At 54.3% G+C, this 24,072-nt stretch carries 20 protein-coding genes; 16 read left to right on the plus strand and 4 right to left on the minus strand.

Annotated elements, in window-relative coordinates:
* Window positions 1-266: 266 nt before the first annotated feature.
* The gene (gene pta, locus MUU47_RS16435; RefSeq protein ID WP_258989208.1) at window positions 267-2,408 is read right to left on the minus strand and encodes a phosphate acetyltransferase; all 2,142 of its coding nucleotides are present in this window, start codon (window positions 2,406-2,408) and stop codon (window positions 267-269) included.
* A gap of 76 nt (window positions 2,409-2,484) precedes the next feature.
* Entirely contained in the window at window positions 2,485-3,687 is a 1,203-nt protein-coding gene (gene ackA / locus MUU47_RS16440) for an acetate kinase (protein WP_258989209.1), read from the minus strand.
* 339 nt (window positions 3,688-4,026) lie between these two features.
* On the opposite strand from ackA, the gene yfbV reads away from it, so the two are divergent.
* From yfbV to MUU47_RS16460, 4 genes are all read left to right on the plus strand, one after another.
* Window positions 4,027-4,482: a terminus macrodomain insulation protein YfbV gene (gene yfbV, locus MUU47_RS16445; protein WP_159770206.1), complete on the plus strand. Its 456-nt coding sequence runs from the start codon at window positions 4,027-4,029 to the stop codon at window positions 4,480-4,482.
* 83 nt (window positions 4,483-4,565) lie between these two features.
* Window positions 4,566-5,060, plus strand: a complete 495-nt coding sequence (locus tag MUU47_RS16450) for a YfbU family protein (RefSeq protein WP_258989210.1) — start codon at window positions 4,566-4,568, stop codon at window positions 5,058-5,060.
* An 11-nt stretch (window positions 5,061-5,071) separates the two neighbouring features.
* The gene (locus MUU47_RS16455) at window positions 5,072-5,731 is read left to right on the plus strand and encodes a sugar phosphatase (protein ID WP_258989211.1); all 660 of its coding nucleotides are present in this window, start codon (window positions 5,072-5,074) and stop codon (window positions 5,729-5,731) included.
* Window positions 5,732-5,823: 92 nt separating this feature from the next.
* Entirely contained in the window at window positions 5,824-7,650 is a 1,827-nt protein-coding gene (locus MUU47_RS16460) for an SLC13 family permease (protein ID WP_258989212.1), read from the plus strand.
* 50 nt (window positions 7,651-7,700) lie between these two features.
* Here the strand turns inward: MUU47_RS16460 and yfbR are convergent, their stop codons facing one another.
* Together yfbR and alaA are read right to left on the minus strand one after the other, a co-directional pair.
* Entirely contained in the window at window positions 7,701-8,300 is a 600-nt protein-coding gene (gene yfbR / locus MUU47_RS16465; protein ID WP_110509238.1) for a 5'-deoxynucleotidase, read from the minus strand.
* 81 nt (window positions 8,301-8,381) lie between these two features.
* Complete coding sequence (gene alaA, locus MUU47_RS16470) at window positions 8,382-9,599, minus strand: alanine transaminase AlaA (protein ID WP_159761993.1); 1,218 nt, start codon at window positions 9,597-9,599, stop codon at window positions 8,382-8,384.
* 942 nt (window positions 9,600-10,541) lie between these two features.
* Here alaA and lrhA point away from each other — a divergent pair.
* From lrhA to nuoL, 12 genes are all read left to right on the plus strand, one after another.
* The gene (lrhA, locus tag MUU47_RS16475; protein ID WP_258989213.1) at window positions 10,542-11,483 is read left to right on the plus strand and encodes a transcriptional regulator LrhA; all 942 of its coding nucleotides are present in this window, start codon (window positions 10,542-10,544) and stop codon (window positions 11,481-11,483) included.
* A gap of 627 nt (window positions 11,484-12,110) precedes the next feature.
* Window positions 12,111-12,557: an NADH-quinone oxidoreductase subunit NuoA gene (nuoA, locus tag MUU47_RS16480; RefSeq protein ID WP_159761991.1), complete on the plus strand. Its 447-nt coding sequence runs from the start codon at window positions 12,111-12,113 to the stop codon at window positions 12,555-12,557.
* 15 nt (window positions 12,558-12,572) lie between these two features.
* Window positions 12,573-13,247, plus strand: a complete 675-nt coding sequence (gene nuoB, locus MUU47_RS16485) for an NADH-quinone oxidoreductase subunit NuoB (protein WP_258989214.1) — start codon at window positions 12,573-12,575, stop codon at window positions 13,245-13,247.
* 89 nt (window positions 13,248-13,336) lie between these two features.
* Complete coding sequence (nuoC, locus tag MUU47_RS16490; RefSeq protein ID WP_258989215.1) at window positions 13,337-15,142, plus strand: NADH-quinone oxidoreductase subunit C/D; 1,806 nt, start codon at window positions 13,337-13,339, stop codon at window positions 15,140-15,142.
* 2 nt (window positions 15,143-15,144) lie between these two features.
* Entirely contained in the window at window positions 15,145-15,645 is a 501-nt protein-coding gene (nuoE, locus tag MUU47_RS16495) for an NADH-quinone oxidoreductase subunit NuoE (RefSeq protein ID WP_110509249.1), read from the plus strand.
* Window positions 15,642-16,979, plus strand: coding sequence for an NADH-quinone oxidoreductase subunit NuoF (gene nuoF, locus MUU47_RS16500; protein WP_159770233.1), 1,338 nt, complete (start codon window positions 15,642-15,644; stop codon window positions 16,977-16,979). Before nuoE ends, nuoF begins: the two co-directional genes overlap by 4 nt.
* A 107-nt stretch (window positions 16,980-17,086) precedes the next feature.
* Window positions 17,087-19,813, plus strand: a complete 2,727-nt coding sequence (nuoG, locus tag MUU47_RS16505; RefSeq protein WP_258989216.1) for an NADH-quinone oxidoreductase subunit NuoG — start codon at window positions 17,087-17,089, stop codon at window positions 19,811-19,813.
* On the plus strand, window positions 19,810-20,787 hold the full coding sequence (gene nuoH, locus MUU47_RS16510) for an NADH-quinone oxidoreductase subunit NuoH (protein WP_159770239.1): 978 nt from the start codon (window positions 19,810-19,812) through the stop codon (window positions 20,785-20,787). Before nuoG ends, nuoH begins: the two co-directional genes overlap by 4 nt.
* 14 nt (window positions 20,788-20,801) lie before the next feature.
* Window positions 20,802-21,344: an NADH-quinone oxidoreductase subunit NuoI gene (nuoI, locus tag MUU47_RS16515; protein ID WP_110509257.1), complete on the plus strand. Its 543-nt coding sequence runs from the start codon at window positions 20,802-20,804 to the stop codon at window positions 21,342-21,344.
* Window positions 21,345-21,355: 11 nt separating this feature from the next.
* Window positions 21,356-21,910, plus strand: coding sequence for an NADH-quinone oxidoreductase subunit J (gene nuoJ / locus MUU47_RS16520; protein ID WP_258989217.1), 555 nt, complete (start codon window positions 21,356-21,358; stop codon window positions 21,908-21,910).
* Window positions 21,907-22,209, plus strand: a complete 303-nt coding sequence (nuoK, locus tag MUU47_RS16525) for an NADH-quinone oxidoreductase subunit NuoK (protein ID WP_013365455.1) — start codon at window positions 21,907-21,909, stop codon at window positions 22,207-22,209. The genes nuoJ and nuoK overlap by 4 nt, the downstream gene beginning before the upstream one ends.
* Entirely contained in the window at window positions 22,206-24,047 is a 1,842-nt protein-coding gene (gene nuoL, locus MUU47_RS16530) for an NADH-quinone oxidoreductase subunit L (RefSeq protein ID WP_258968104.1), read from the plus strand. Before nuoK ends, nuoL begins: the two co-directional genes overlap by 4 nt.
* Window positions 24,048-24,072 lie beyond the last annotated feature (25 nt).

Below are 24,072 nucleotides of genomic sequence, written 5' to 3' on the forward strand. Positions count from 1 at the left end.
ATAGCTTATTATTATGTATTAAGGATTAATCTGAAAGAGTAGATTACTTAATGTGTTATTTATCAAAACGAGGATAGGAATGTTCTTATCTTAGTGATGTTATTTAAAACAATGAGTTAAAAAATACAAACTCACGAATACAGGAAGGCAGACTGAATGATTTTCGATTATCGGTTTGGAAAAATGTCTTTCAGGGATGCAAAAAAAGCCAGGGTCTCTGGTCGGTCACTCACAGTGACGACTAGAAGCCCTGGCTTCGGCAGAGATTAGTCCTGCTGAGACGACTGGATCGCGGTCAGGGCGATGGTGTAGACGATATCGTCTACCAGCGCGCCACGAGACAGGTCGTTGACGGGTTTGCGCATACCCTGCAGCATTGGCCCGATGGAGATCAGGTCGGCTGAACGCTGTACCGCTTTGTAGGTGGTGTTACCGGTGTTCAGGTCTGGGAAGATGAACACGGTAGCACGACCTGCAACCGGAGAGTTCGGCGCTTTGGATTTCGCAACGTCTGCCATTACGGCGGCGTCATACTGCAGCGGGCCGTCAATAACCAGGTCCGGACGTTTTTCCTGTGCAATGCGAGTGGCTTCACGCACTTTCTCAACGTCGCTACCCTGGCCGGAAGTCCCGGTGGAGTAAGAGAGCATGGCTACGCGCGGGTCGATACCGAATGCAGCTGCGGAATCCGCAGACTGGATAGCGATTTCGGCCAGCTGCTCAGCGGTTGGATCCGGGTTAATCGCGCAGTCACCGTAAACATAAACCTGTTCAGGCAGCAGCATGAAGAACACAGAAGAAACCAGTGAGCTGTTCGGCGCAGTTTTGATCAGCTGCAGCGGTGGACGGATGGTGTTGGCGGTAGTGTGAACCGCGCCAGAAACCAGACCGTCAACTTCGTCCTGCTCCAGCATCATGGTGCCGAGCACAACGTTGTCTTCCAGTTGCTCGCGAGCCACGGCTTCAGTCATGCCTTTGCTTTTACGCAGTTCGACCAAGCGCGCGATGTAGCTTTCACGTACCACTTCTGGATCGACGATTTCGATACCCGCGCCCAGTTCAACACCCTGGTCAGCCGCAACGCGGTTGATTTCTTCCGGGTTGCCGAGCAGCACACAGGTCGCGATACCACGTTCTGCACAGATAGCAGCCGCTTTCACGGTACGTGGTTCGTCGCCTTCTGGAAGAACAACGCGTTTGCCTGCTTTACGCGCCAGCTCGGTCAGCTGGTAGCGGAACGCTGGCGGAGACAGACGACGGCTACGCTCAGACGTTGCAGTCAGGGATTCGATCCAGTTGGCATCAATGTGGCTAGCCACATATTCCTGCACTTTTTCGATACGCGCATGGTCATCAACCGGCACTTCGAGGTTGAAGCTCTGCAGGCTCAGGGAAGTCTGCCAGGTGTTGGTGTTGACCATGAATACTGGCAGGCCAGTGGCGAACGCACGTTCACACAGCTTGCTCACTCGCGCATCCATTTCGTATGCACCGGTCAGCAGGATGGCACCGATTTCAACGCCATTCATTGCTGCCAGACACGCTGCAACCAGCACGTCTGGACGGTCTGCGGAAGTCACCAGCAGAGAGCCCGCGCGGAAATGTTCCAGCATGTGCGGAATGCTGCGCGCACAGAAGGTCACGGACTTCACGCGGCGGGTGTTGATGTCGCCTTCGTTCACGATGGTCGCGTTCAGGTGACGAGCCATATCGATTGCACGGGTAGCAATCAGATCAAAGCTCCATGGCACCGCGCCCAGCATGGGAAGCGGGCTAGTCGCTACCAGATCTGTCGGATTGATTTTCACAACTTTCGCAGTGGAAGAGTCGTCGAAAATTTCAGACAGGTCAGGACGAGTACGGCCCTGATCATCAACCGGTGCGTTCAGTTTGTTAACGATAACGCCGGTGATGTTGGTGTTTTTCGCGCCGCCGAAGCTGCTACGGGTCAGTTCGATACGCTCTTTCAGGCCTTCCTGAGTATCGGTGCCCTGAGACATCACGAACACGATTTCCGCGTTCAGCGTCTTAGCAATCTCGTAGTTCAGGGACTGTGCGAACTGGTGTTTACGGGTCGGAACCAGGCCTTCAACCAGCACCACTTCAGCATCCTGAGTGTTCGCGTGGTAGTTAGCGATGATCTCTTCCATCAGCACGTCATTCTGATTGCTGGAGAGCAGAGATTCAACATGGCTCATCTTCAGCGGTTCAGCTGCTGGCAGATTGGAGTTAGCACGCACGATAGCCGTGGTCTGGTCTGGCGCATCGCCACCGGCACGCGGCTGAGCGATTGGCTTAAAGACGCTAAGACGAACGCCTTTGCGTTCCATAGCGCGGATAACGCCAAGGCTGACACTGGTCAGACCGACGCTGGTTCCGGTAGGGATCAGCATAATTGTACGGGACACGATTTATCCTCTTTCGTTACCGCCAGGGGTTGGCGGGATCCAAAACAGCACCGCCAGCTAGGCTGGCGGTGTGGAATCAGGCAGTCAGACGAGCTGCGTCTTGTGCGATGACCAATTCTTCGTTGGTCGGGATGACCACGGCAGGGCGGGTGCCTTCTTTGTTGATGAAGCCAGACTTGCCGAAGCGGGCAGCCAGGTTACGTTCGTGATCAACGTCGAAGCCCAGAACGCCCAGTTTACCCAGGGACAGTTCGCGAACCATCGCGGCGTTTTCGCCGATACCACCGGTGAAGACAACGGCGTCCAGACGACCGTCCATCAGCGCGGTGTAAGAACCGATGTATTTCGCCAGGCGGTGGCAGTAAACGTCCATTGCACGTTTAGCGTCTGCTTTGGTTTCGTAGTTGTCTTCAACATAACGGCAGTCACTGGTGACTTCGGTCAGACCCAGGAGGCCGGACTCTTTGGTCAGCATTTTGTTGATTGCATCAACGCTCATGCCCAAGGTGTCGTGCAGATGGAAGATGATAGCCGGGTCAATGTCACCTGAACGGGTGCCCATAACCAGACCTTCCAGCGGGGTCAGACCCATGGAGGTATCAACACATTCGCCATTACGGATAGCAGAAACAGAACCACCGTTGCCCAGGTGGCAAGTGATGATGTTCAGTTCTTCAACCGGCTTGTTCAGAACTTTAGCGGCTTCCTGAGTCACGAAGAAGTGGCTGGTGCCGTGTGCGCCATAGCGACGAACGCCGTGTTCTTTGTACAGGCTGTACGGCAGAGCATACAGGTAAGACTCTTCCGGCATGGTCTGATGGAACGCGGTGTCGAAGACAGCAACGTTTTTGTCTTTCAGGTTCGGGAAGGATTTCAGCGCTTCCGCGATGCCGATCAGGTGTGCCGGGTTGTGCAGCGGTGCAAAAGAGGCTGCATCTTTGATACCCTGAATAACGGAATCGTCGATAACCACAGAACCGGTGTACTTTTCGCCGCCGTGAACAACACGGTGACCGATAGCCGCCAGCTGAGCAGACAGTTCTGGTTTTTGTGCCAGAATAGTGTTAACGATAAAGTTAAGCGCTTCACTGTGAGCGGCGCCTGCACCTAAAGCCGCTTCTTGTTTGGCGCCGTCCATTTTCCATTTCAGACGTGCTTCAGGGAGATGGAAACATTCGGCCAAACCAGAGAGGTATTCTTCACCATTGATTGCGTCGATGACAGCGAATTTCAGTGAAGAGCTACCGCAGTTCAGAACCAGTACTAACTTACTCGACATGGAAGTACCTATTAATCTTATGTGGCTAAAAAAACGTCAGTGAGTCAAAGAGCGTAGCGCATGATGACGCTGACATTTATGATTAACATCATGCTCAATACTTTTAGCAGGCATGATGAAAGGAATTCGGGTGATTCATCCTTCAGTTTTGCACAATTTTCAACCGATGGCAGAATGTGCAATAATTTGACGAATCGCGAGAGTGGGTCTACGCCCATCTCAGGCCGCACAGGATACCTGAATGCCGCCTTTATTGCCAAAATGTTTTGAACGTTGTCATGCATAGTTGTTGTTTTGCACGAAATTTTGATTTTTTATCTGTGAAGTTGAGGTAACGCCATGTCGACACCCGAGAACCGCCCGGTAAATTTTTTCAGTTCATTCCGCCGTGGGCAGCACTATGCGAAGACGTGGCCGATGGAAAAACGCCTGGCACCGGTGTTTGTTGAAAACCGCGTCATCCGTGCCACCCGCCACGCTATACGCTTCATGCCGCCGGTTGCGGTGTTTACGCTGTGCTGGCAAATCGCTCTCGGCGGACAACTTGGCCCGGCCATTGCGACCGCATTGTTTGCGCTGAGCCTGCCGATGCAAGGATTATGGTGGCTGGGCAAGCGTTCCGCCACTCCGCTGCCGCCAACAATTTTGAGCTGGTTCTATGAAGTGCGCGGAAAATTGCAGGAGTCAGGCCAGGTGCTGGCACCTTTTGAAGGGAAGCCAGATTACCAGGCGTTAGCTGACACGCTTAAGCGCGCATTCAAACAACTGGATAAAACTTTCCTTGATGATTTGTAATTAACTATCAAAAACGCATATAAATGAGGGCATACACTTTGTAAGCCCTCTTTTTTCATGCGTAAGCGCAACAGGAGTCGAAAATGGAAATGACCAACGCTCAACGTCTGATTTTGTCGAATCAGTACAAAATGATGACCATGATGGATCCCGACAACGCCGAGCGTTACCGCCGCCTGCAGACGATCATCGAGCGCGGCTACGGTCTGCAAATGCGCGAGCTGGATCGTGAATTTGGCCAACTGACCGAAGAGACCTGCCGGGTGATCATCGACATCATGGAGATGTACCACGCGCTGCACGTTTCCTGGGCCAACCTCAAAGACGCTGACAGTGTGGACGAACGCCGCGTGACTTTCCTCGGCTTTGACGCCGCAACCGAAGCCCGCTATCTCGGCTACGTGCGCTTTATGGTCAACACCGAAGGCCGCTACACGCATTTCGATGCCGGTACTCACGGCTTCAACGCCCAGACCCCAATGTGGGAAAAATACCAGCGTATGCTGAGCGCATGGCACGCGTGTCCACGCCAGTATCACCTGAGCAGCAACGAAATTAATCAGATTATCAATGCCTGATGGAGGCCGCCGTGCAGTGCAAAGGCTTTTTGTTTGATCTCGACGGTACGCTGGTGGATTCACTGCCGGTTGTGGAACGTTCATGGTGCCACTGGGCTGATCGTCACGGTCTGAGCCACAGTGAAGTCCTGAATTTTATTCACGGCAAGCAGGCGATTACGTCGCTACGCCACTTCCTGCCTGGCCGTACGGAAGCGGAAATTCAGGTGGAGTTCAGCTGGCTCGAGCGAATAGAGTCCGAGGACACCGCCGGGATCACCGCACTGCCAGGTGCGCTGGCGGTGCTGAATCATCTGGATGAAGCCGGTATTCCCTGGGCGATAGTCACCTCTGGTTCCGTTCCGGTGGCACATGCGCGTCATCGCGCCGCGGGCCTGCCTGACGCAAAAGTGTTTGTCACCGCTGAGCAGGTAAAACGCGGTAAGCCGGAGCCGGATGCGTATCTGCTTGGCGCAGAGCTGCTGGGCTTTGCCCCGGCTGAATGCGCAGTAGTGGAAGACGCGGCGGCAGGGATGCTTTCTGGTCTCGCGGCAGGCTGTCGCGTCATTGCCGTAAACGTACCCGGCGATGCACCGCGGTTAAACGAAGCGGATTTCGTGCTGACCACGCTCGAAGCGTTAAGCATTAACCGGCAGTCCGATGGCACGGTTGATGTGCGTCTGAAAGACTAAACGCATGATCTGGCCTCGCTTCGGCGGGGCTTTTTTATGCCACAATGATCGCTCTCTTTTCTGACAAGACTCTCTTCTGACAAGGACATGTTGTGAACGGTGAACTGATTTGGGTGTTGTGCCTGCTGGCGGTAGCGGTACTGCTTTTCGCCACCGGTAAAGTGCGCATGGATGCCGTCGCCCTGCTGGTTATTGTTGCCTTTGTTCTGAGCGGAACGCTCACCCTCAGCGAAGCCTTTTCCGGCTTCAGTGATCCTAACGTCATCCTTATCGCTGCGCTGTTTATCATCGGCGACGGACTCGTGCGCACCGGCGTTGCCACCAGTATGGGCTCATGGCTGGTGAAAGTGGCGGGCAACAGCGAAATCAAAATGCTGGTATTCCTGATGCTGACGGTGGCGGGGCTTGGCGCGTTTATGAGCTCCACCGGCGTGGTCGCCATCTTCATTCCCGTCGTGCTTAGTGTCTGCATGCGCATGAACACCTCGCCGTCGCGCTTAATGATGCCGTTGAGTTTTGCCGGGCTTATCAGCGGCATGATGACGCTGGTCGCTACGCCGCCAAACCTGGTGATTAACAGCGAACTGCTCCGCGAAGGTCTGCAAGGTTTTAGTTTCTTTAGCGTGACGCCGATTGGCCTGGTGGTACTGCTGCTCGGCATCGTGTATATGCTGCTGGTGCGTTTTATGCTTCCCGGCGACGACGGGAAGCAAAAGAATGATAAACGCCGCACGTTTCGCGACTTAATCAAAGAGTATCACCTGAACGGCCGCGCGCGCCGATTGGCTATTCGTCCGGGCTCACCGCTGGTCGGGCAGCGTCTGGATGACCTCAAACTGCGTGAGCGCTACGGCGCAAACGTGATCGGCGTGGAGCGCTGGCGGCGTTTCCGTCGGGTGATTGTCAACGTTAACGGCGTGTCGGAGTTTCATGCGCGTGACGTCCTGCTCATTGATATGTCAGCGGCAGACGTCGACCTGCGACAGTTTTGCACGGAGCAGCTGCTGGAGCCGATGGTGCTGCGTGGTGAATATTTCTCCGATCAGGCGCTGGACGTCGGCATGGCCGAAGTATCGCTGATCCCGGATTCAGAACTGGCAGGCAAAACGGTGCGGGAAATGGAATTTCGTACCCGCTTTGGGCTGAATGTGGTGGGCATGAAACGCGACGGTAAAGCCGTCGACGGCGCAGTGGTGGATGAAACCATCGCGCTGGGCGACATTCTGCTGGTGGTTGGCAACTGGAAACAGATAGCACAGCTCTCGCAGCGTGGGCGTGATTTTGTGGTGCATAACATGCCAATCGAAGTTAACGATGCCTCCCCGGCGCACAGCCAGGCGCCACATGCCATTTTCTGCCTGGTGTTGATGGTCGCTCTGATGCTGACGGACGAAATTCCTAATCCTATCGCCGCGATCGTTTCTTGCTTGCTGATGGGTAAATTCCGCTGCATCAATGCCGAAAGCGCCTACAAAGCCATTCACTGGCCGAGCATTATTTTGATTGTCGGGATGATGCCGTTTGCGCTCGCCCTGCAAAAAACCGGCGGCGTTGATTTGGTGGTGAAAGGGCTGATGGACGTCGGCGGCGGGCAGGGGCCGTATCTGATGCTTACCTGCCTGTTCGTGATGTGCGCCACGATTGGCCTGTTTATTTCCAACACCGCCACCGCGGTGCTGATGGCGCCGATTGCGCTGGCTGCGGCAAAATCGATGGGCGTGTCGCCTTATCCGTTTGCAATGATGGTGGCGATGGCGGCCTCGGCGGCATTTATGACGCCAGTATCCTCACCGGTTAACACGCTTGTGCTGGGACCGGGGAAATACAGATTCAGTGATTTTGTGAAGATAGGCGTACCGTTCACGGTATTAGTGATGGTGGTGTGCGTGGTGCTGATTCCGGTGCTGTTCCCGTTCTGATACGATCCCGGCTGCGCTCGCAGTCCATACGCGCCGCCGGGCAGAGCGAGTTAAAGCGGAGAATCCTGACTGATTTCATCCAATGAAAGCTGGAAGCTCGGCACAAAGACCTGCATGAAATAGTCCATCTCCGGGCTACGACGCGATTCCAGCGTTTTTTCCAGACGGCTTTTCGCCAGCAAAAATTCGTTATTTCCTGCGGAAAGTTCTTCCAGACATTTCAGGTACGCACACAGCGCATCGGCCTGTTTAACCAGCAGTCTTTCTTCTTCGCTACACTGATGCTCATCAATCAGCGGCGCGAAAATATCTCGCAGTTCTTCCGGCACCATATCGACCAGTTTCTGCTGGGCAATCTTCTCAATCGCTTTATATTCCTGTGCAATTTGCGAGTTGAAATATTTTACCGGCGTCGGCAGGTCGCCTGTCAGCACTTCGGACGCGTCGTGGTACATCGCCAACAGTGCGATGCGCTCGGCATTCACTGAACCGTTAAATTTACGGTTTTTAATCGCTGCCAGCGCGTGGGCGACCATCGCCACCTGCAAACTGTGCTCGGAGACGTTTTCGGTGCGCACGTTGCGCATCAGTGGCCAGCGGTTGATCAACTTCAGACGGGAAAGATGGGCAAAGAAATGACTCTGGCTCATGGGGGTCCTTGATGCGTTACAGCAGGTTACCCATTGTGCACTGAGTTGACCGCCGGATGCAAACCCCGGCGGCCGGCGGTGTTATGCCTGACGGTAGCCGGACAGGAAGCGGCTGAAGCGCGAGATAGACATTTCCAGGTCATCCATACGCGGCAGCGTCACGATACGCACGTGATCTGGCCACGGCCAGTTGAAGGCGGAGCCCTGAACCAGCAGTACTTTTTCCTGCAGCAGGAAATCGAGCACCATTTTTTGGTCGTCGTGAATATTAAAACGCTTGCTGTCGATTTTCGGGAACATATACAGCGCGCCGTTTGGCTTCACGCAGCTGACGCCCGGGATTTCGTTGATCAATTCCCACGCACGGTTACGTTGCTCATAAAGACGGCCGCCCGGTACGATAAATTCGCTGATGCTCTGATAACCGCCCAGCGCCGTCTGAATGGCGTGCTGAGCCGGAACGTTGGCGCATAAACGCATCGAGGCCAGCATTTCCAGCCCTTCGATATAGCCTTTCGCGTGTTTCTTCGGCCCGTTCAGAACCATCCAGCCCTGGCGGAAACCCGCTACGCGATAGGTTTTTGACAGACCGTTAAAAGTGACGGTCAGCAGATCCGGCGCCAGGGCGGCGATCGAATGGTGCTGGGCTTCATCGTAGAGGATCTTATCGTAGATTTCGTCAGCGAAAATAATCAGGTTGTTCTGACGCGCGATTTCCACGATTTCCAGCAGCAGCTCTTTGGAGTACACCGCGCCGGTTGGGTTATTCGGGTTAATAATCACGATCCCACGGGTGCGCGGGGTGATTTTGCTGCGAATGTCGTCCAGGTCCGGGAACCAGCCTGCAGATTCATCACACAGATAATGCACCGCTTTACCGCTGGAGAGCGACACTGCCGCCGTCCATAACGGGTAATCCGGGGCCGGAACCAGCATTTCATCGCCGCTGTTGAGCAGCGCCTGCATCGCCTGAACAATGAGCTCAGACACACCGTTACCGATGTAGATATCTTCTACCGTGACGTCACGCATATCGCGCGCCTGGTAGTGCTGCATGATGGCCTTACGGGCCGAATAGAGGCCCTTGGAATCGCAATAGCCCTGTGCCGTTGGAAGATTACGGATCACATCGACGAGGATTTCGTCAGGGGCGTCGAAGCCGAACGGGGCCGGGTTGCCGATATTCAGTTTAAGAACCTTATTGCCTTCTTCTTCAAGACGTTTCGCTTCTTTAAGTACCGGACCGCGGATGTCATAACAGACATTATCTAATTTGCTGGATTTTTCGATGGGGGACATGAATCTTGACCTTTTCGCTAGTTTTGCCACTCCCTGCCGTGGAAGTCTGCACGGAATAAGGTACTCCCCATCCCGGGTATTTTGAAGGGTTGGCAGGACAATATTTTGCACATTACCTGATGTCTGTGTGATTTGTTTGTCTGCGATTTGGCCGCTTCGTCTGCTTAAATCACCATGTTTAGTAATAGCTTTGGTGATTAATGTTGTCATTTGTCTTGGCTCTTGGATTATTAACTGAATTTTTCTGGGGCGCCGCCGACTATCCTGCCTCGCGTATTTGGATGTCAGGCTAAATTTTAACCACTAAAAGCTGGCGGTTTGCTACCCTATGGATGAGGGTTAATATCTCTTTCTGTGAATACATTGTTAAGCGTTGTTAGTGAATGAATATTTAAATAATTAATATTCTTTCATTAATTGCAAAGTTGTCGCTGTGTTTTGTTAATTTATTTAGAGATCATGATTATCATTTAAAAATTTATGTAAGATAATACCTAATAACACTTATAAATATAAAGGTTTTGCGGTAGGATACCGTTGTAAGCAGGCTCTGAGTATCAGCGTTCAGGTGATGTCTGTGTTTGCTAAAACAATATAACTTAATGTTATTGCTCGTATTTTTGTTGTGTTTGATGTGCTTGTAATTTTTGATGTTATTGTTGAGTGATCTTTAAGAGTTTAAAGTTAAAGTAACAGCTTTTTTTGAAAACCCTCACATAAAAGTGTCAGAAATAATTAAATCATCATTCAGATGTAAACGAAAATATAGCTAAGGGGTCTGCTTAAAGAGAAGCAGGCAGGCAATTATAATGCAATAACGCTCTTTCAGGTATTCGTCCGGCTTGCCGGGCCGGGGGATATGATTCAAAAGGAATTGCCTGATTTTCTTAGAGCACAGCATCAACCAGGCAGGTCAGCACAAGCAACCTGTAAGTGAAGAATATGATTAACGCAAATCGTCCGATATTGAATCTCGATCTCGATCTGCTGAGAACGTTTGTTGCGGTCGCTGATCTGAATACCTTTGCAGCAGCCGCGGCTGCTGTGTGTCGTACCCAGTCTGCTGTCAGCCAGCAGATGCAGCGCCTTGAGCAGTTGGTTGGTAAAGAGCTGTTCGCCCGGCATGGTCGGAATAAGCTGCTGACGGAACATGGCATACAGCTGCTGGGCTATGCGCGCAAAATTCTGCGCTTTAACGATGAAGCATGTACGTCGCTGATGTTTAGTTCCCTGCAGGGGATGTTAACCATCGGTTCTTCTGATGAATCAGCGGACACCATTCTGCCTTTCTTGCTCAACCGAATCAGTTCGGTCTACCCGAAGCTGGCGCTGGATGTGCGCGTTAAGCGTCATGGCGAAATGGGCAACATGTTGCAGGCCAGTGAAGTTGATCTGGTGTTAACCACCCATCGTCTGGCGCAGTATGACGCAATTTCATTGCGCACCTCGCCAACGCTCTGGTATTGCGCCGCGGATTACATGCTTCCGCCTGGCGAACCCGTACCGCTGGTGTTGCTCGACGATCCAAGCCCGTTCCGCGATATGATTATTGATACCCTGAATGCCGCACGCATTCCGTGGCGTCTGGCGTACGTCGCTTCTACACTGTCTGCCGTACGGGCAGCCGTGAAGGCTGGATTAGGCATAACTGCGCGTCCGGTGGAGATGATGAGCCCGGAACTGCGCGTACTGGGTAAAAGTGACGGATTACCGCAATTGCCCGACACTGAGTATCTGCTGAGCTGCAATACCCACAGCCCGAACGAGCTGGTGCAGGCCATTTTCCAGTCGCTGGATAGCTACAATAATCCCTGGTATCAGTACGGGACATATACCTCCGAAGGGGGAGACGATAACCTTGTTGCTGAGAAGGATTTAGAGTAACGAGTCCCGTTCTATCTGGTAACAATTTGTAAGTGTAAAAAAAGGCCGCTGAAGCGTAAATTATGTTCAGCGGCTTTTTTTGTGGGTAAAGAGTGAACGGATGTGTGCCGTTTCGTTTATTTATTCTTATTTTTCATTTGGTTGTTAAGTCTCTGGCTCCATTCGCCACTCTTTACAAACCCAACTTCCCACTTCCTGCTAATGTTAAAAAAACGGCCGGATTGTTGCCATTTTCCAGTGCGAATTAACAGAAGCGTGTCTCAGATCAAGAAAATACTCCCCAATAGGGGGAGGAATCACCGGCGATTCCTGTCAAAATAGAAGGGTAATTAGTGTTTAAGCCTCAAACGGACACGATTCACCAACCGTAAATTCCCTCGGTCATTTCATCGCGAAAAGGCTAAAGGGCATTTAATGTTAATGAAAGGTGTTCGGTGTAAATTAATGTGAGGAAACTTTTGTTAAAGTTGACAAAAGGTTATAGAAAGGAGTAAAAAACCACATCATTTAGATGTTTAAGCCATTTGTGGCACACATTTTGTGGTTTTTTCATTCCTCCCCATGAATCATGTGGCGTTCATCTGCCAGCCAGAGCAGAGTTTCAGCGCTACTTATTTTGGTAAAGCTTTGCGTATGTCAACATCCACTGAAGTCATCGCTCATCACTGGGCATTCGCTATATTTCTCATCATTGCCATAGGCCTCTGCTGTTTGATGCTGATTGGCGGTTGGTATCTCGGCGGCCGCGCGCGCGCGCGTAGCAAGAACACCCCGTTCGAGTCGGGTATCGACTCTGTGGGCTCCGCTCGCTTACGTCTCTCGGCGAAGTTCTACCTGGTCGCCATGTTCTTCGTCATCTTTGACGTGGAAGCCCTTTACCTTTACGCATGGTCTACGTCTATCCGCGAAAGCGGTTGGGTGGGCTTTGTTGAAGCCGCAATTTTCATTTTAGTGTTACTGGCAGGCCTGGTATACCTCGTCCGCATCGGTGCGCTGGACTGGACGCCTTCGCGCTCCCGTCGCACGCTGGTTAACCCGGAAACCGACAGTACTACTAATCGTCATACGCAGTAAAAGCGAGGCAATAAGATGGATTATACGCTCACCCGCATAGATCCTAACGGTGAGAACGACCGTTACCCCCTGCAAAAACAGGAGGTAGTAACCGACCCTCTTGAGCAGGAAGTAAACAAAAGCGTGTACATGGGCAAGCTCGAAAACGCCCTGCACGATATGGTCAACTGGGGTCGCAAGAACTCAATCTGGCCATACAACTTTGGCCTTTCCTGCTGCTACGTTGAAATGGTGACGTCATTCACTGCGGTGCATGACGTTGCGCGTTTTGGGGCAGAAGTACTGCGCGCTTCCCCGCGTCAGGCTGACCTGATGGTGGTTGCCGGTACCTGTTTCACCAAAATGGCCCCGGTCATTCAGCGTCTGTACGATCAGATGCTTGAGCCAAAGTGGGTTATTTCCATGGGCGCCTGTGCAAACTCTGGCGGCATGTACGACATTTACTCTGTTGTACAGGGCGTCGATAAGTTTATCCCGGTCGATGTTTACATCCCTGGCTGCCCGCCGCGTCCGGAAGCCTACATGCAGGCTCTGATGCTGCTGCAGGAATCCATCGGCAAAGAACGTCGTCCGCTCTCGTGGGTGGTTGGCGATCAGGGCGTGTATCGCGCCAACATGCAATCTGAGCGCGAGCGTAAACGCGGCGAACGTATTGCTGTGACGAATCTGCGGTCACCCGACGAGATTTAACTTTGCGCCTGTGGGCAGTGGAAAAAGCCTTCGCATATCAAAATTAATAGCGCGGAGCCACGCCCAACAGTCACCACGGAACTTTTGCAATGGTGAACAATATGACCGATTTAACCGCGCACGACGCTGCCGCATGGCAGACCCGGGATCATCTCGATGACCCGGTGATTGGCGAACTGCGCAACCGTTTTGGGCCGGATGCCTTTACCGTTCAGCCGACCCGCACCGGGGTACCCGTTGTTTGGGTTAAGCGCGAACAGTTACTGGAAGTGGTCGATTTCCTCAAGAAATTGCCGAAGCCTTACATCATGCTGTTTGATTTACACGGCATGGACGAGCGTCTGCGCACACACCGTGACGGGTTACCCGCCGCGGATTTTTCCGTTTTCTACCATCTCATGTCTATCGACCGCAACCGCGACATCATGCTCAAGGTTGCGCTGTCTGAGAACGACCTGAATGTGCCGACGGTGACCAAACTTTTCCCTAACGCCAACTGGTATGAGCGTGAAACCTGGGAAATGTTCGGAATTAACATCGAGGGCCACCCGAATCTGCGTCGCATCATGATGCCGGATACCTGGGAAGGGCACCCGCTGCGTAAAGACTACCCGGCTCGCGCCACCGAATTCGATCCGTTTGAGCTGACCAAAGCCAAGCAGGATCTGGAAATGGAAGCGCTGACCTTCAAGCCGGAAGACTGGGGCATGAAACGCAGCACCGAAAACGAGGACTTCATGTTCCTCAACCTCGGCCCTAACCACCCGTCTGCGCACGGTGCGTTCCGTATCATTCTGCAGCTGGATGGCGAAGAGATTGTCGACTGTGTTCCGGATATCGGTTACCACCACCGTGGTGCTGAGAAAATGGGCGAGCGTCAGTCCTGGCACAGCTACATTCCGTACACCGACCGTATCGAGTACCTCGGCGGCTGCGTGAACGAAATGCCATACGTGCTGGCCGTTGAAAAACTGGCCGGGATCAAAGTGCCTGAGCGCGTTGATGTTATCCGCGTCATGCTCTCTGAACTGTTCCGTATCAACAGCCACCTGCTGTATATCTCCACCTTCATTCAGGACGTCGGTGCCATGACGCCGGTGTTCTTCGCGTTCACCGACAGGCAGAAAATCTACGATCTGGTCGAAGCGATCACCGGTTTCCGTATGCACCCGGCCTGGTTCCGTATCGGCGGTGTCGCACACGATCTGCCGCGTGGCTGGGAACGTCTGCTGCGTGAATTCCTCGACTGGATGCCGAAGCGTCTGGCTTCTTACGAGAAAGCCGCGCTGCGTAACTCCATTCTGAAAGGCCGTTCTCAGGGCGTTGCCGCGTACACCGCGAAAGAAGCGCTGGAGTGGGGCACCACCGGTGCTGGCCTGCGTGCTACCGGGATAGACTTCGACGTGCGTAAGGCGCGTCCGTACTCTGGATATGAAAACTTCGACTTCGAAATCCCGGTTGGCGGCGGTGTATCCGACTGCTACACCCGCGTGATGCTGAAAGTGGAAGAGCTGCGCCAGAGCCTGCGCATTCTTGAACAGTGTTACAAGAACATGCCGGAAGGCCCGTTCAAAGCGGATCACCCGCTGACGACGCCGCCACCGAAAGAGCGCACGCTGCAGCATATCGAAACCCTGATCACTCACTTCCTGCAGGTTTCCTGGGGTCCGGTCATGCCGGCCAACGAATCCTTCCAGATGGTTGAGGCGACCAAGGGCATCAACAGTTACTACCTGACAAGCGACGGCAGCACCATGAGCTACCGTACCCGTATTCGTACGCCGAGCTATGCGCACTTGCAGCAGATCCCGGCCGCGATCCGCGGAAGCCTGGTCTCGGACCTGATCGTTTATCTGGGTAGTATCGATTTTGTTATGTCAGATGTGGACCGCTAATTATGCACGAGAATCAACAACCACAAACCGAGGCTTTTGAGCTGAGTGCGGCTGAGCGTGACGCTATCGAGCACGAAAAGCATCACTACGAAGATCCGCGTGCGGCGTCCATTGAAGCGCTGAAGATCGTTCAGAAGCAGCGTGGCTGGGTGCCGGATGGGGCCATTTACGCCATCGCCGACGTGCTGGGTATCCCGGCAAGTGACGTCGAAGGTGTGGCTACGTTTTACAGCCAAATCTTCCGCCAGCCGGTTGGCCGCCACGTGATTCGCTACTGCGACAGCGTGGTTTGTCATATCACAGGCTATCAGGGTATTCAGGCGGCACTTGAGCAAAAGCTCAACATCAAGCCGGGCCAGACTACCTTTGATGGACGTTTCACCCTCCTGCCAACCTGTTGTCTCGGCAACTGTGACAAAGGGCCGAATATGATGATTGATGAGGATACTCACAGTCATCTGACGCCGGAGGCGATCCCTGATCTGCTGGAGCGGTATAAATGAAAAACATTACCATGACTCCTGAAACGCACCCGCTGACATGGCGCCTGCGTGAAGACAAACAGCCGGTTTGGCTCGAAGAATATGAGAGCAAAAACGGCTATGCCGGGGCGCGTAAAGCCCTGAGCAGCCTGGCACCTGATGAAATCGTCAATCAGGTTAAAGACGCTGGCCTGAAAGGGCGCGGCGGCGCGGGCTTTTCCACTGGTCTGAAGTGGAGCCTGATGCCGAAAGACGAATCCATGAACATCCGTTACCTGCTGTGTAACGCCGATGAAATGGAGCCGGGCACCTATAAAGACCGCCTGTTGATGGAGCAGCTGCCACACCTGCTGGTAGAAGGCATGCTGATTTCCGCGTTTGCGCTGAAAGCGTATCGCGGCTACATCTTCCTGCGTGGCGAATACATCGAAGCCGCTGTTCACCTGCGTCGTGCGATTGCTGAAGCGACCGAAGCCGGTCTGCTCGGGAAAAATATCCTCGGTTCCGGTTTCGACTTCGAACTGATCGTTCACACCGGGGCAGGGCGTTATATCTGTGGTGAAGAAACCGCGCTGATTAACTCCCTCGAAGGTCGTCGTGCCAACCCACGTTCCAAGCCGCCATTCCCGGCGAGCTCCGGCGTGTGGGGTAAGCCGACCTGCGTGAACAACGTAGAAACCCTCTGCAACGTCCCGGCCATTCTCGCAAACGGCGTGGAGTGGTACCAGAACATCTCGAAAAGCAAAGATGCGGGTACCAAGCTGATGGGCTTCTCCGGTCGCGTGAAGAATCCAGGCGTATGGGAGCTGCCGTTTGGCACCACCGCGCGTGAAATTCTTGAAGACTACGCGGGCGGTATGCGTGATGGACTGAAATTCAAAGCCTGGCAGCCAGGCGGCGCGGGAACCGACTTCCTGACCGAATCGCACCTCGATTTACCGATGGAGTTTGAAAGCATCGGTAAAGCGGGCAGCCGTTTAGGTACGGCGCTGGCGATGGCTGTTGACCATGAAATTGGCATGGTCGGGCTGGTGCGTAACCTGGAAGAGTTCTTTGCCCGCGAATCCTGCGGCTGGTGTACGCCATGCCGTGATGGTCTGCCGTGGAGCGTGAAAATTCTGCGTGCTATCGAGCGGGGCGAAGGCCAGCCGGGCGACATCGAGACACTTGAGCAACTGTGTCGATCCCTCGGTCCGGGCAAAACCTTCTGCGCGCATGCGCCTGGCGCGGTTGAACCGCTGCAGAGTGCGATTAAGTATTTCCGCGACGAATTCGAAGCAGGCATCAAGCAGCAGTTCAGCAATACCCATGCAATTGGTGGGATCCAGCCGAACTTGCTGAAGACGCGCTGGTAGTTATCTACACAAAATCATTCCAGACGCGTCGAGGCGGCTTGAAGGATGAGGTGTAAAAGAATTTTGATTAACGCCTGGTTTCGACCGGGCCAACTGGAAGCACGCTAATGGCTACGATTCATGTAGACGGCAAAGAATACGAGGTCAACGGAGCGGACAACCTGTTACAGGCTTGCCTCTCTCACGGCCTTGATATTCCCTATTTTTGCTGGCATCCGGCGCTGGGAAGCGTTGGCGCCTGCCGCCAGTGTGCGGTGAAGCAATATCAAAACGCGGAAGACACGCGTGGCCGCCTGGTGATGTCCTGTATGACACCGGCATCCGACGGCACCTTTATTTCTATTGATGACGAAGAAGCGAAGCAGTTCCGCGAAAGCGTTGTCGAGTGGTTGATGACCAACCACCCGCACGACTGTCCGGTCTGTGAAGAGGGTGGCAACTGCCACCTGCAAGATATGACTGTCATGACCGGTCACAGCTTCCGTCGCTATCGTTTCACTAAACGTACCCACCGTAATCAGGACCTCGGGCCGTTCATCTCCCACGAAATGAACCGCTGCATCGCCTGTTACCGCTGCGTACGTTATTACAAAGATTATGCCGACGGCCCAGACCTGGGTGTTTACGGCGCGCACGACAACGTCTATTTCGGACGTCCGGAAGATGGCACGCTGGAGAGCGAATTCTCCGGTAACCTCGTTGAAATCTGCCCGACCGGCGTTTTCACCGACAAAACCCACTCCGAACGCTACAACCGTAAATGGGACATGCAGTTTGCGCCAAGCATCTGCCAGCAGTGTTCTCTGGGGTGTAACACCAGCCCGGGCGAGCGCTACGGCGAACTGCGTCGTATCGAAAACCGTTATAACGGTACCGTAAACCATTACTTCCTGTGCGACCGCGGTCGTTTCGGTTATGGCTACGTGAACCTGAAAGACCGTCCGCGTCAGCCGGTACAGCGTCGCGGTGACGACTTCATCACCCTTAACGCCGAGCAGGCGATGCAGGGCGCCGCAGACATTCTGCGTCAGTCGAAGAAAGTCATCGGCATCGGTTCTCCACGTGCAAGCGTTGAGAGCAACTTCGCGCTGCGTGAACTGGTCGGGGCGGATAACTTCTATACCGGTATCGCCAAAGGCGAGCAGGAACGTTTGCAGCTGGCACTGAAAGTGCTGCGCGAAGGCGGCATTCATACGCCTGCGCTGCGTGACATCGAATCTTACGACGCAGTTCTGGTTCTCGGGGAAGACATCACCCAGACCGGCGCTCGCGTTGCCCTGGCGGTTCGTCAGGCGGTGAAAGGCAAAGCACGTGAAATGGCAGCGGCCCAAAAAGTGGCTGACTGGCAGATTGCGGCGATCCTGAACATTGGTCAGCGTGCGAAACACCCGCTGTTTGTGACCAACGTCGACAACACGCGTCTGGATGACATCGCGGCGTGGACCTACTGCGCACCGGTCGAAGACCAGGCGCGTTTAGGTTTCGCTATCGCTCACGCGCTGGATAACAGTGCGCCAGCGGTTGAAGGCCTGAGCAACGACCTGAAAGGCAAAGTGGATGTTATCGTGCAGGCGCTGGCCGGTGCGAAAAAACCACTGATTGTCTCCGGGACCAACTCCGGCAGCGCCGAAATGATTCAGGCGGCGGCTAACGTCGCTAAAGCCCTGAAAGGCCGCGGTTCAGACGTCGGTGTGACCATGATTGCCCGGGCGGTGAACAGCGTTGGCCTCGGCATGATTGGCGGCGGTTCGCTGGAAGAAGCATTAGACGAGCTGGAATCCGGTTCTGCTGATGCCGTTGTGGTGCTGGAAAACGATCTGCACCGTCACGCTTCTGCGGCCCGCGTGGATGCTGCGCTGTCCAAAGCGCCGCTGGTGATGGTTATCGACCATCAGCGTACCGCGATTATGGACAAAGCGCATCTGGTGCTGTCCGCTGCGAGCTTCGCAGAAAGCGACGGCACGGTCATCAACAACGAAGGCCGCGCTCAGCGTTTCTTCCAGGTTTACGACCCGTCTTATTACGATAGCAACATCATCATGCTGGAAAGCTGGCGCTGGCTGCATTCGCTGCACAGCACCTTAGAAAGCCGTGAAGTGGACTGGACACAGCTGGATCACGTCATTGACGCCGCCGTGGCTGCACTGCCGCAGCTGGCAGGAATCAAAGACGCTGCGCCGGATGCGTCGTTCCGTATTCGTGGTCAGAAACTGTCTCGTTCACCGATTCGCTCCAGTGGTCGTACCGCTATGCGCGCGGATATCAGTGTTCACGAGCCGCGTCAGCCGCAGGATAAAGACACCATGTTCGCCTTCTCCATGGAAGGGAACAACCAGCCAACGGCTGCACGTTCGCAAATTCCATTTGCGTGGGCACCAGGCTGGAACTCCCCGCAGGCATGGAACAAGTTCCAGGCTGAAGTGGGTGGTCATCTGCGTAACGGCGATCCGGGCGTGCGTTTGATTGAAGCGTCTGAAAACGGTCTGGCTTACTTCGGGCAGGTTCCGGCCAGCTTCGAAGCGCAGGACGGTCAATGGCGTATCGCGCCTTACTATCATCTGTTCGGCAGTGACGAAATGTCACAGCGTTCACCGGTCTTCCAAAGCCGTATGCCGCAGCCGTACATCAAGCTTAATCCGGCCGATGCCGCGAAGCTTGGCGTCAACGCCGGGGCAAACATTGCACTGAGCTACGACGGTCAGACCATCAACCTGCCGCTGGTGCTTTCCGATGCACTGACAGCAGGGCAGGTCGGTCTGCCAATGGGTATGCCGGGTATTGCGCCAGTGCTGGCGGGTGCGCGTATTGAAAATCTGCAGGAGGCGAAAGCATGAGTTGGTTAACACCGGATGTTATCGACATTCTGTTAAGCATCCTGAAAGCGGTCGTCATTCTGCTGGTGGTCGTCACCTGCGGTGCGTTCATGAGCTTTGGTGAACGTCGTCTGCTTGGTCTGTTCCAGAACCGTTACGGACCGAACCGCGTAGGCTGGGGTGGTTCACTCCAGCTGGTGGCGGACATGATCAAGATGTTCTTCAAAGAGGACTGGATCCCGAAATTCACCGACAAGGTTATCTTTACCCTTGCGCCGGTGATCGCGTTCACCTCGTTGCTGCTGTCGTTTGCGATTGTCCCGGTCAGCCCGACCTGGGTCGTTGCCGACCTTAACATCGGTATCCTGTTCTTCCTGATGATGGCAGGCCTGGCGGTTTACGCCGTTCTGTTCGCGGGTTGGTCGAGTAACAACAAATACTCGCTGCTCGGTGCGATGCGTGCTTCCGCGCAGACCCTGAGCTACGAAGTGTTCCTCGGCTTATCGCTGATGGGCGTTGTGGCGCAGGCTGGCTCCTTCAACATGACCGATATCGTTAATAACCAGGCGCATCTGTGGAACGTGATTCCACAGTTCTTCGGCTTCATCACTTTCGCCATCGCGGGCGTAGCGGTATGTCACCGTCACCCGTTTGACCAGCCGGAAGCGGAGCAGGAACTGGCCGACGGTTACCACATTGAATATTCCGGCATGAAGTTCGGTCTGTTCTTCGTGGGCGAATACATCGGTATTGTCACCGTATCAGCGCTTATCGTAACGCTGTTCTTCGGTGGCTGGCAGGGTCCGTTCTTACCACCATTCATCTGGTTCGCGCTGAAAACCGCGTTCTTCATGATGATGTTCATTTTGATCCGTGCAGCATTGCCGCGTCCGCGTTATGACCAGGTAATGTCCTTCGGCTGGAAAATCTGCCTGCCGCTGACGCTGATCAACTTGTTGGTAACGGCGGCTGTCATTCTCTGGCAGGCGCAATAAGGGGCGAATAGACCATGACCTTAAAAGAATTATTAGTGGGCTTTGGCACCCAGGTTCGCAGTATCTGCATGATCGGGATGCATGCGTTCGCCAAACGCGAAACGCAGATGTATCCGGAAGAGCCGGTTTATCTGCCGCCGCGCTACCGTGGCCGTATTGTGCTGACGCGCGATCCGGACGGGGAAGAGCGTTGTGTAGCCTGTAACCTGTGTGCGGTAGCCTGTCCGGTTGGCTGTATCTCTTTGCAAAAAGCAGAGACCAAAGACGGCCGCTGGTACCCAGAGTTTTTCCGTATTAACTTCTCACGCTGCATTTTCTGCGGTCTGTGTGAAGAAGCGTGCCCAACCACGGCGATTCAGTTGACCCCGGATTTCGAACTGGGTGAATACAAGCGTCAGGATCTGGTGTACGAGAAAGAGGATCTGCTGATTTCCGGTCCGGGCAAATACCCGGAATATAACTTCTACCGGATGGCGGGTATGGCAATCGACGGCAAAGATAAGGGCGAAGCAGAGAACGAAGCCAAGCCTATCGACGTCAAGGGCCTGTTACCGTAAGGAGAGGGGCAATGGAATTCGCATTTTATATTTGTGGTCTGGTCGCCATCCTGGCCACGCTACGGGTCATCACGCACACCAATCCGGTGCATGCGTTGTTGTACCTGATCATCTCACTGCTGGCGATTGCCGGGGTGTTCTTCTCGCTCGGCGCGTACTTCGCCGGTGCGCTGGAGATTATCGTCTACGCTGGAGCCATCATGGTTCTGTTCGTATTCGTGGTGATGATGCTGAACCTGGGTGGAGCTGAAATCGAACAGGAACGCCAGTGGCTGAAGCCGCAGGTCTGGATTGGGCCTGGTGTGCTGTCCGTAATCCTGTTGGCGGTGATTGTTTACGGTATCCTGGGCGTGAGCGACCAGGGTATCGAAGGCAACGCTATCAGCGCTAAAGAAGTCGGTATCGCCCTGTTTGGTCCGTACGTACTGGCGGTGGAGCTGGCCTCCATGCTGCTGCTGGCGGGTCTGGTTGTTGCCTTCCACCTGGGACGCGAAGAGCGTGCCGGTGAAGTACTGAGCAACCGTTCGAACGATAGCGCGAAAAGAAAATCGGAGGAGCGCGCATGATCCCCTTAACACATGGACTGATCCTCGCCGCTGTCCTCTTCGTTCTCGGTCTGACAGGTCTGGTTATCCGCCGCAATCTGCTGTTTATGCTGATCGGTCTGGAAATCATGATTAACGCCGCCGCGCTGGCCTTTGTGGTCGCTGGCAGCTACTGGGGCCAGACCGACGGTCAGGTAATGTATATCCTCGCTATCAGCCTTGCGGCTGCGGAGGCGAGTATTGGCCTGGCGCTGCTGCTGCAGCTCCACCGTCGCCGCCAGAACCTGAACATCGATTCAGTAAGTGAGTTGCGTGGATGAACATGCTTGCCTTAACCATCATTTTGCCATTGATTGGCTTCTTACTGCTGTCCTTCTCCCGTGGCCGTTGGTCGGAAAACGTTTCCGCCACCATCGGTATGGGGTCTGTCGGCCTGGCGGCGCTGGTTACCGCGTTTGTTGGCGTTGATTTCTTCGCTAACGGCAAACAGGCAATCAGCGTTCCACTGTGGACCTGGATGTCAGTCGGTGATTTCAATATCGGTTTCAACCTGGTGCTGGACGGCCTGTCGCTGACCATGCTCTCCGTGGTTACCGGTGTCGGCTTCCTTATCCACATGTTCGCTTCCTGGTACATGCGCGGTGAAGAGGGTTACTCTCGCTTCTTCGCCTACACCAACCTGTTCATTGCGAGCATGGTGGTGTTGGTGCTGGGTGATAACCTGCTGCTGATGTATCTCGGCTGGGAAGGCGTGGGCCTGTGCTCCTATCTGCTGATCGGTTTCTACTACACCGATCCGAAGAATGGCGCAGCGGCAATGAAAGCGTTCGTCGTGACCCGTGTGGGTGACGTCTTCCTCGCGTTCGCGCTGTTCATTCTCTACAACGAGCTCGGCACGCTGAACTTCCGCGAAATGGTTGAACTGGCACCTGCGCACTTCGAAGCGGGCAACAATATGTTGACCTGGGCGACGCTGATGCTGCTGGGTGGTGCGGTGGGTAAATCTGCACAGCTGCCGTTGCAGACCTGGCTTGCGGATGCCATGGCCGGTCCAACGCCGGTTTCTGCGCTGATCCATGCCGCGACCATGGTTACCGCGGGCGTCTACCTGATTGCCCGTACCCACGGTCTGTTCCTGATGACGCCGGAAATTCTGCATTTAGTCGGGATCGTCGGTGCGGTTACGCTGGTGCTGGCGGGTTTCGCCGCGCTGGTGCAAACCGACATCAAACGCGTACTCGCGTACTCCACCATGAGCCAGATTGGCTACATGTTCCTGGCGCTGGGCGTACAGGCGTGGGATGCGGCGATTTTCCACCTGATGACGCACGCGTTCTTTAAAGCACTGCTGTTCCTCTCCTCCGGTTCGGTCATCCTGGCGTGTCACCACGAGCAGAACATCTTCAAGATGGGTGGCCTGCGTAAGTCGATTCCGCTGGTTTACGTCTGCTTCCTGGTCGGGGGCGCGGCGCTGTCCGCTCTGCCGCTGATTACCGCAGGCTTCTTCAGTAAGGACGAAATCCTTGCCGGTGCGATGGCTAACGGTCACGTCAATCTGATGGTGGCAGGTCTGGTGGGGGCGTTCATGACGTCGCTCTATACCTTCCGCATGATCTTCATCGTGTTCCACGGCAAAGAGCAGATCCACGCTCACGCAGGGAAGGGCATTACCCATCACCTGCCGCTGATCGTGCTGCTTGTTCTGTCCACCTTCGTTGGCGCGATGATTGTGCCACCGCTGCAGGGTGTACTGCCGCAGACGACTGAACTTGCGCATAGCCACGTACTGACGCTGGAAATCACTTCCGGGATTGTTGCGATTGCTGGCATCCTGATTGCTGCATGGCTGTGGCTGGGTAAACGTACGCTGGTTACCGCGATTGCCAACAGTGCGCCGGGCCGTCTGCTCGGAACCTGGTGGTACAACGCGTGGGGCTTCGACTGGCTGTATGACATGATTTTCGTCAAACCGTATCTGGGTATTGCGTGGCTGTTGAAACGCGATCCGCTGAACAGTCTGATGAATATCCCGGCCATTCTTTCCCGCTTTGCAGGTAAAGGCCTGCTGGTCAGCGAGAACGGTTATCTGCGCTGGTATGTGGCATCCATGAGCATTGGCGCGGTGGTTGTTCTCGCGCTGCTGATGGTTTTGCGTTGAGTTGACAGAAAAGGAATATAGATCG

The sequence above is a fragment of the Scandinavium hiltneri genome, from assembly GCF_024764835.1.
Taxonomy (GTDB): Bacteria; Pseudomonadota; Gammaproteobacteria; order Enterobacterales; family Enterobacteriaceae; genus Scandinavium; species Scandinavium hiltneri.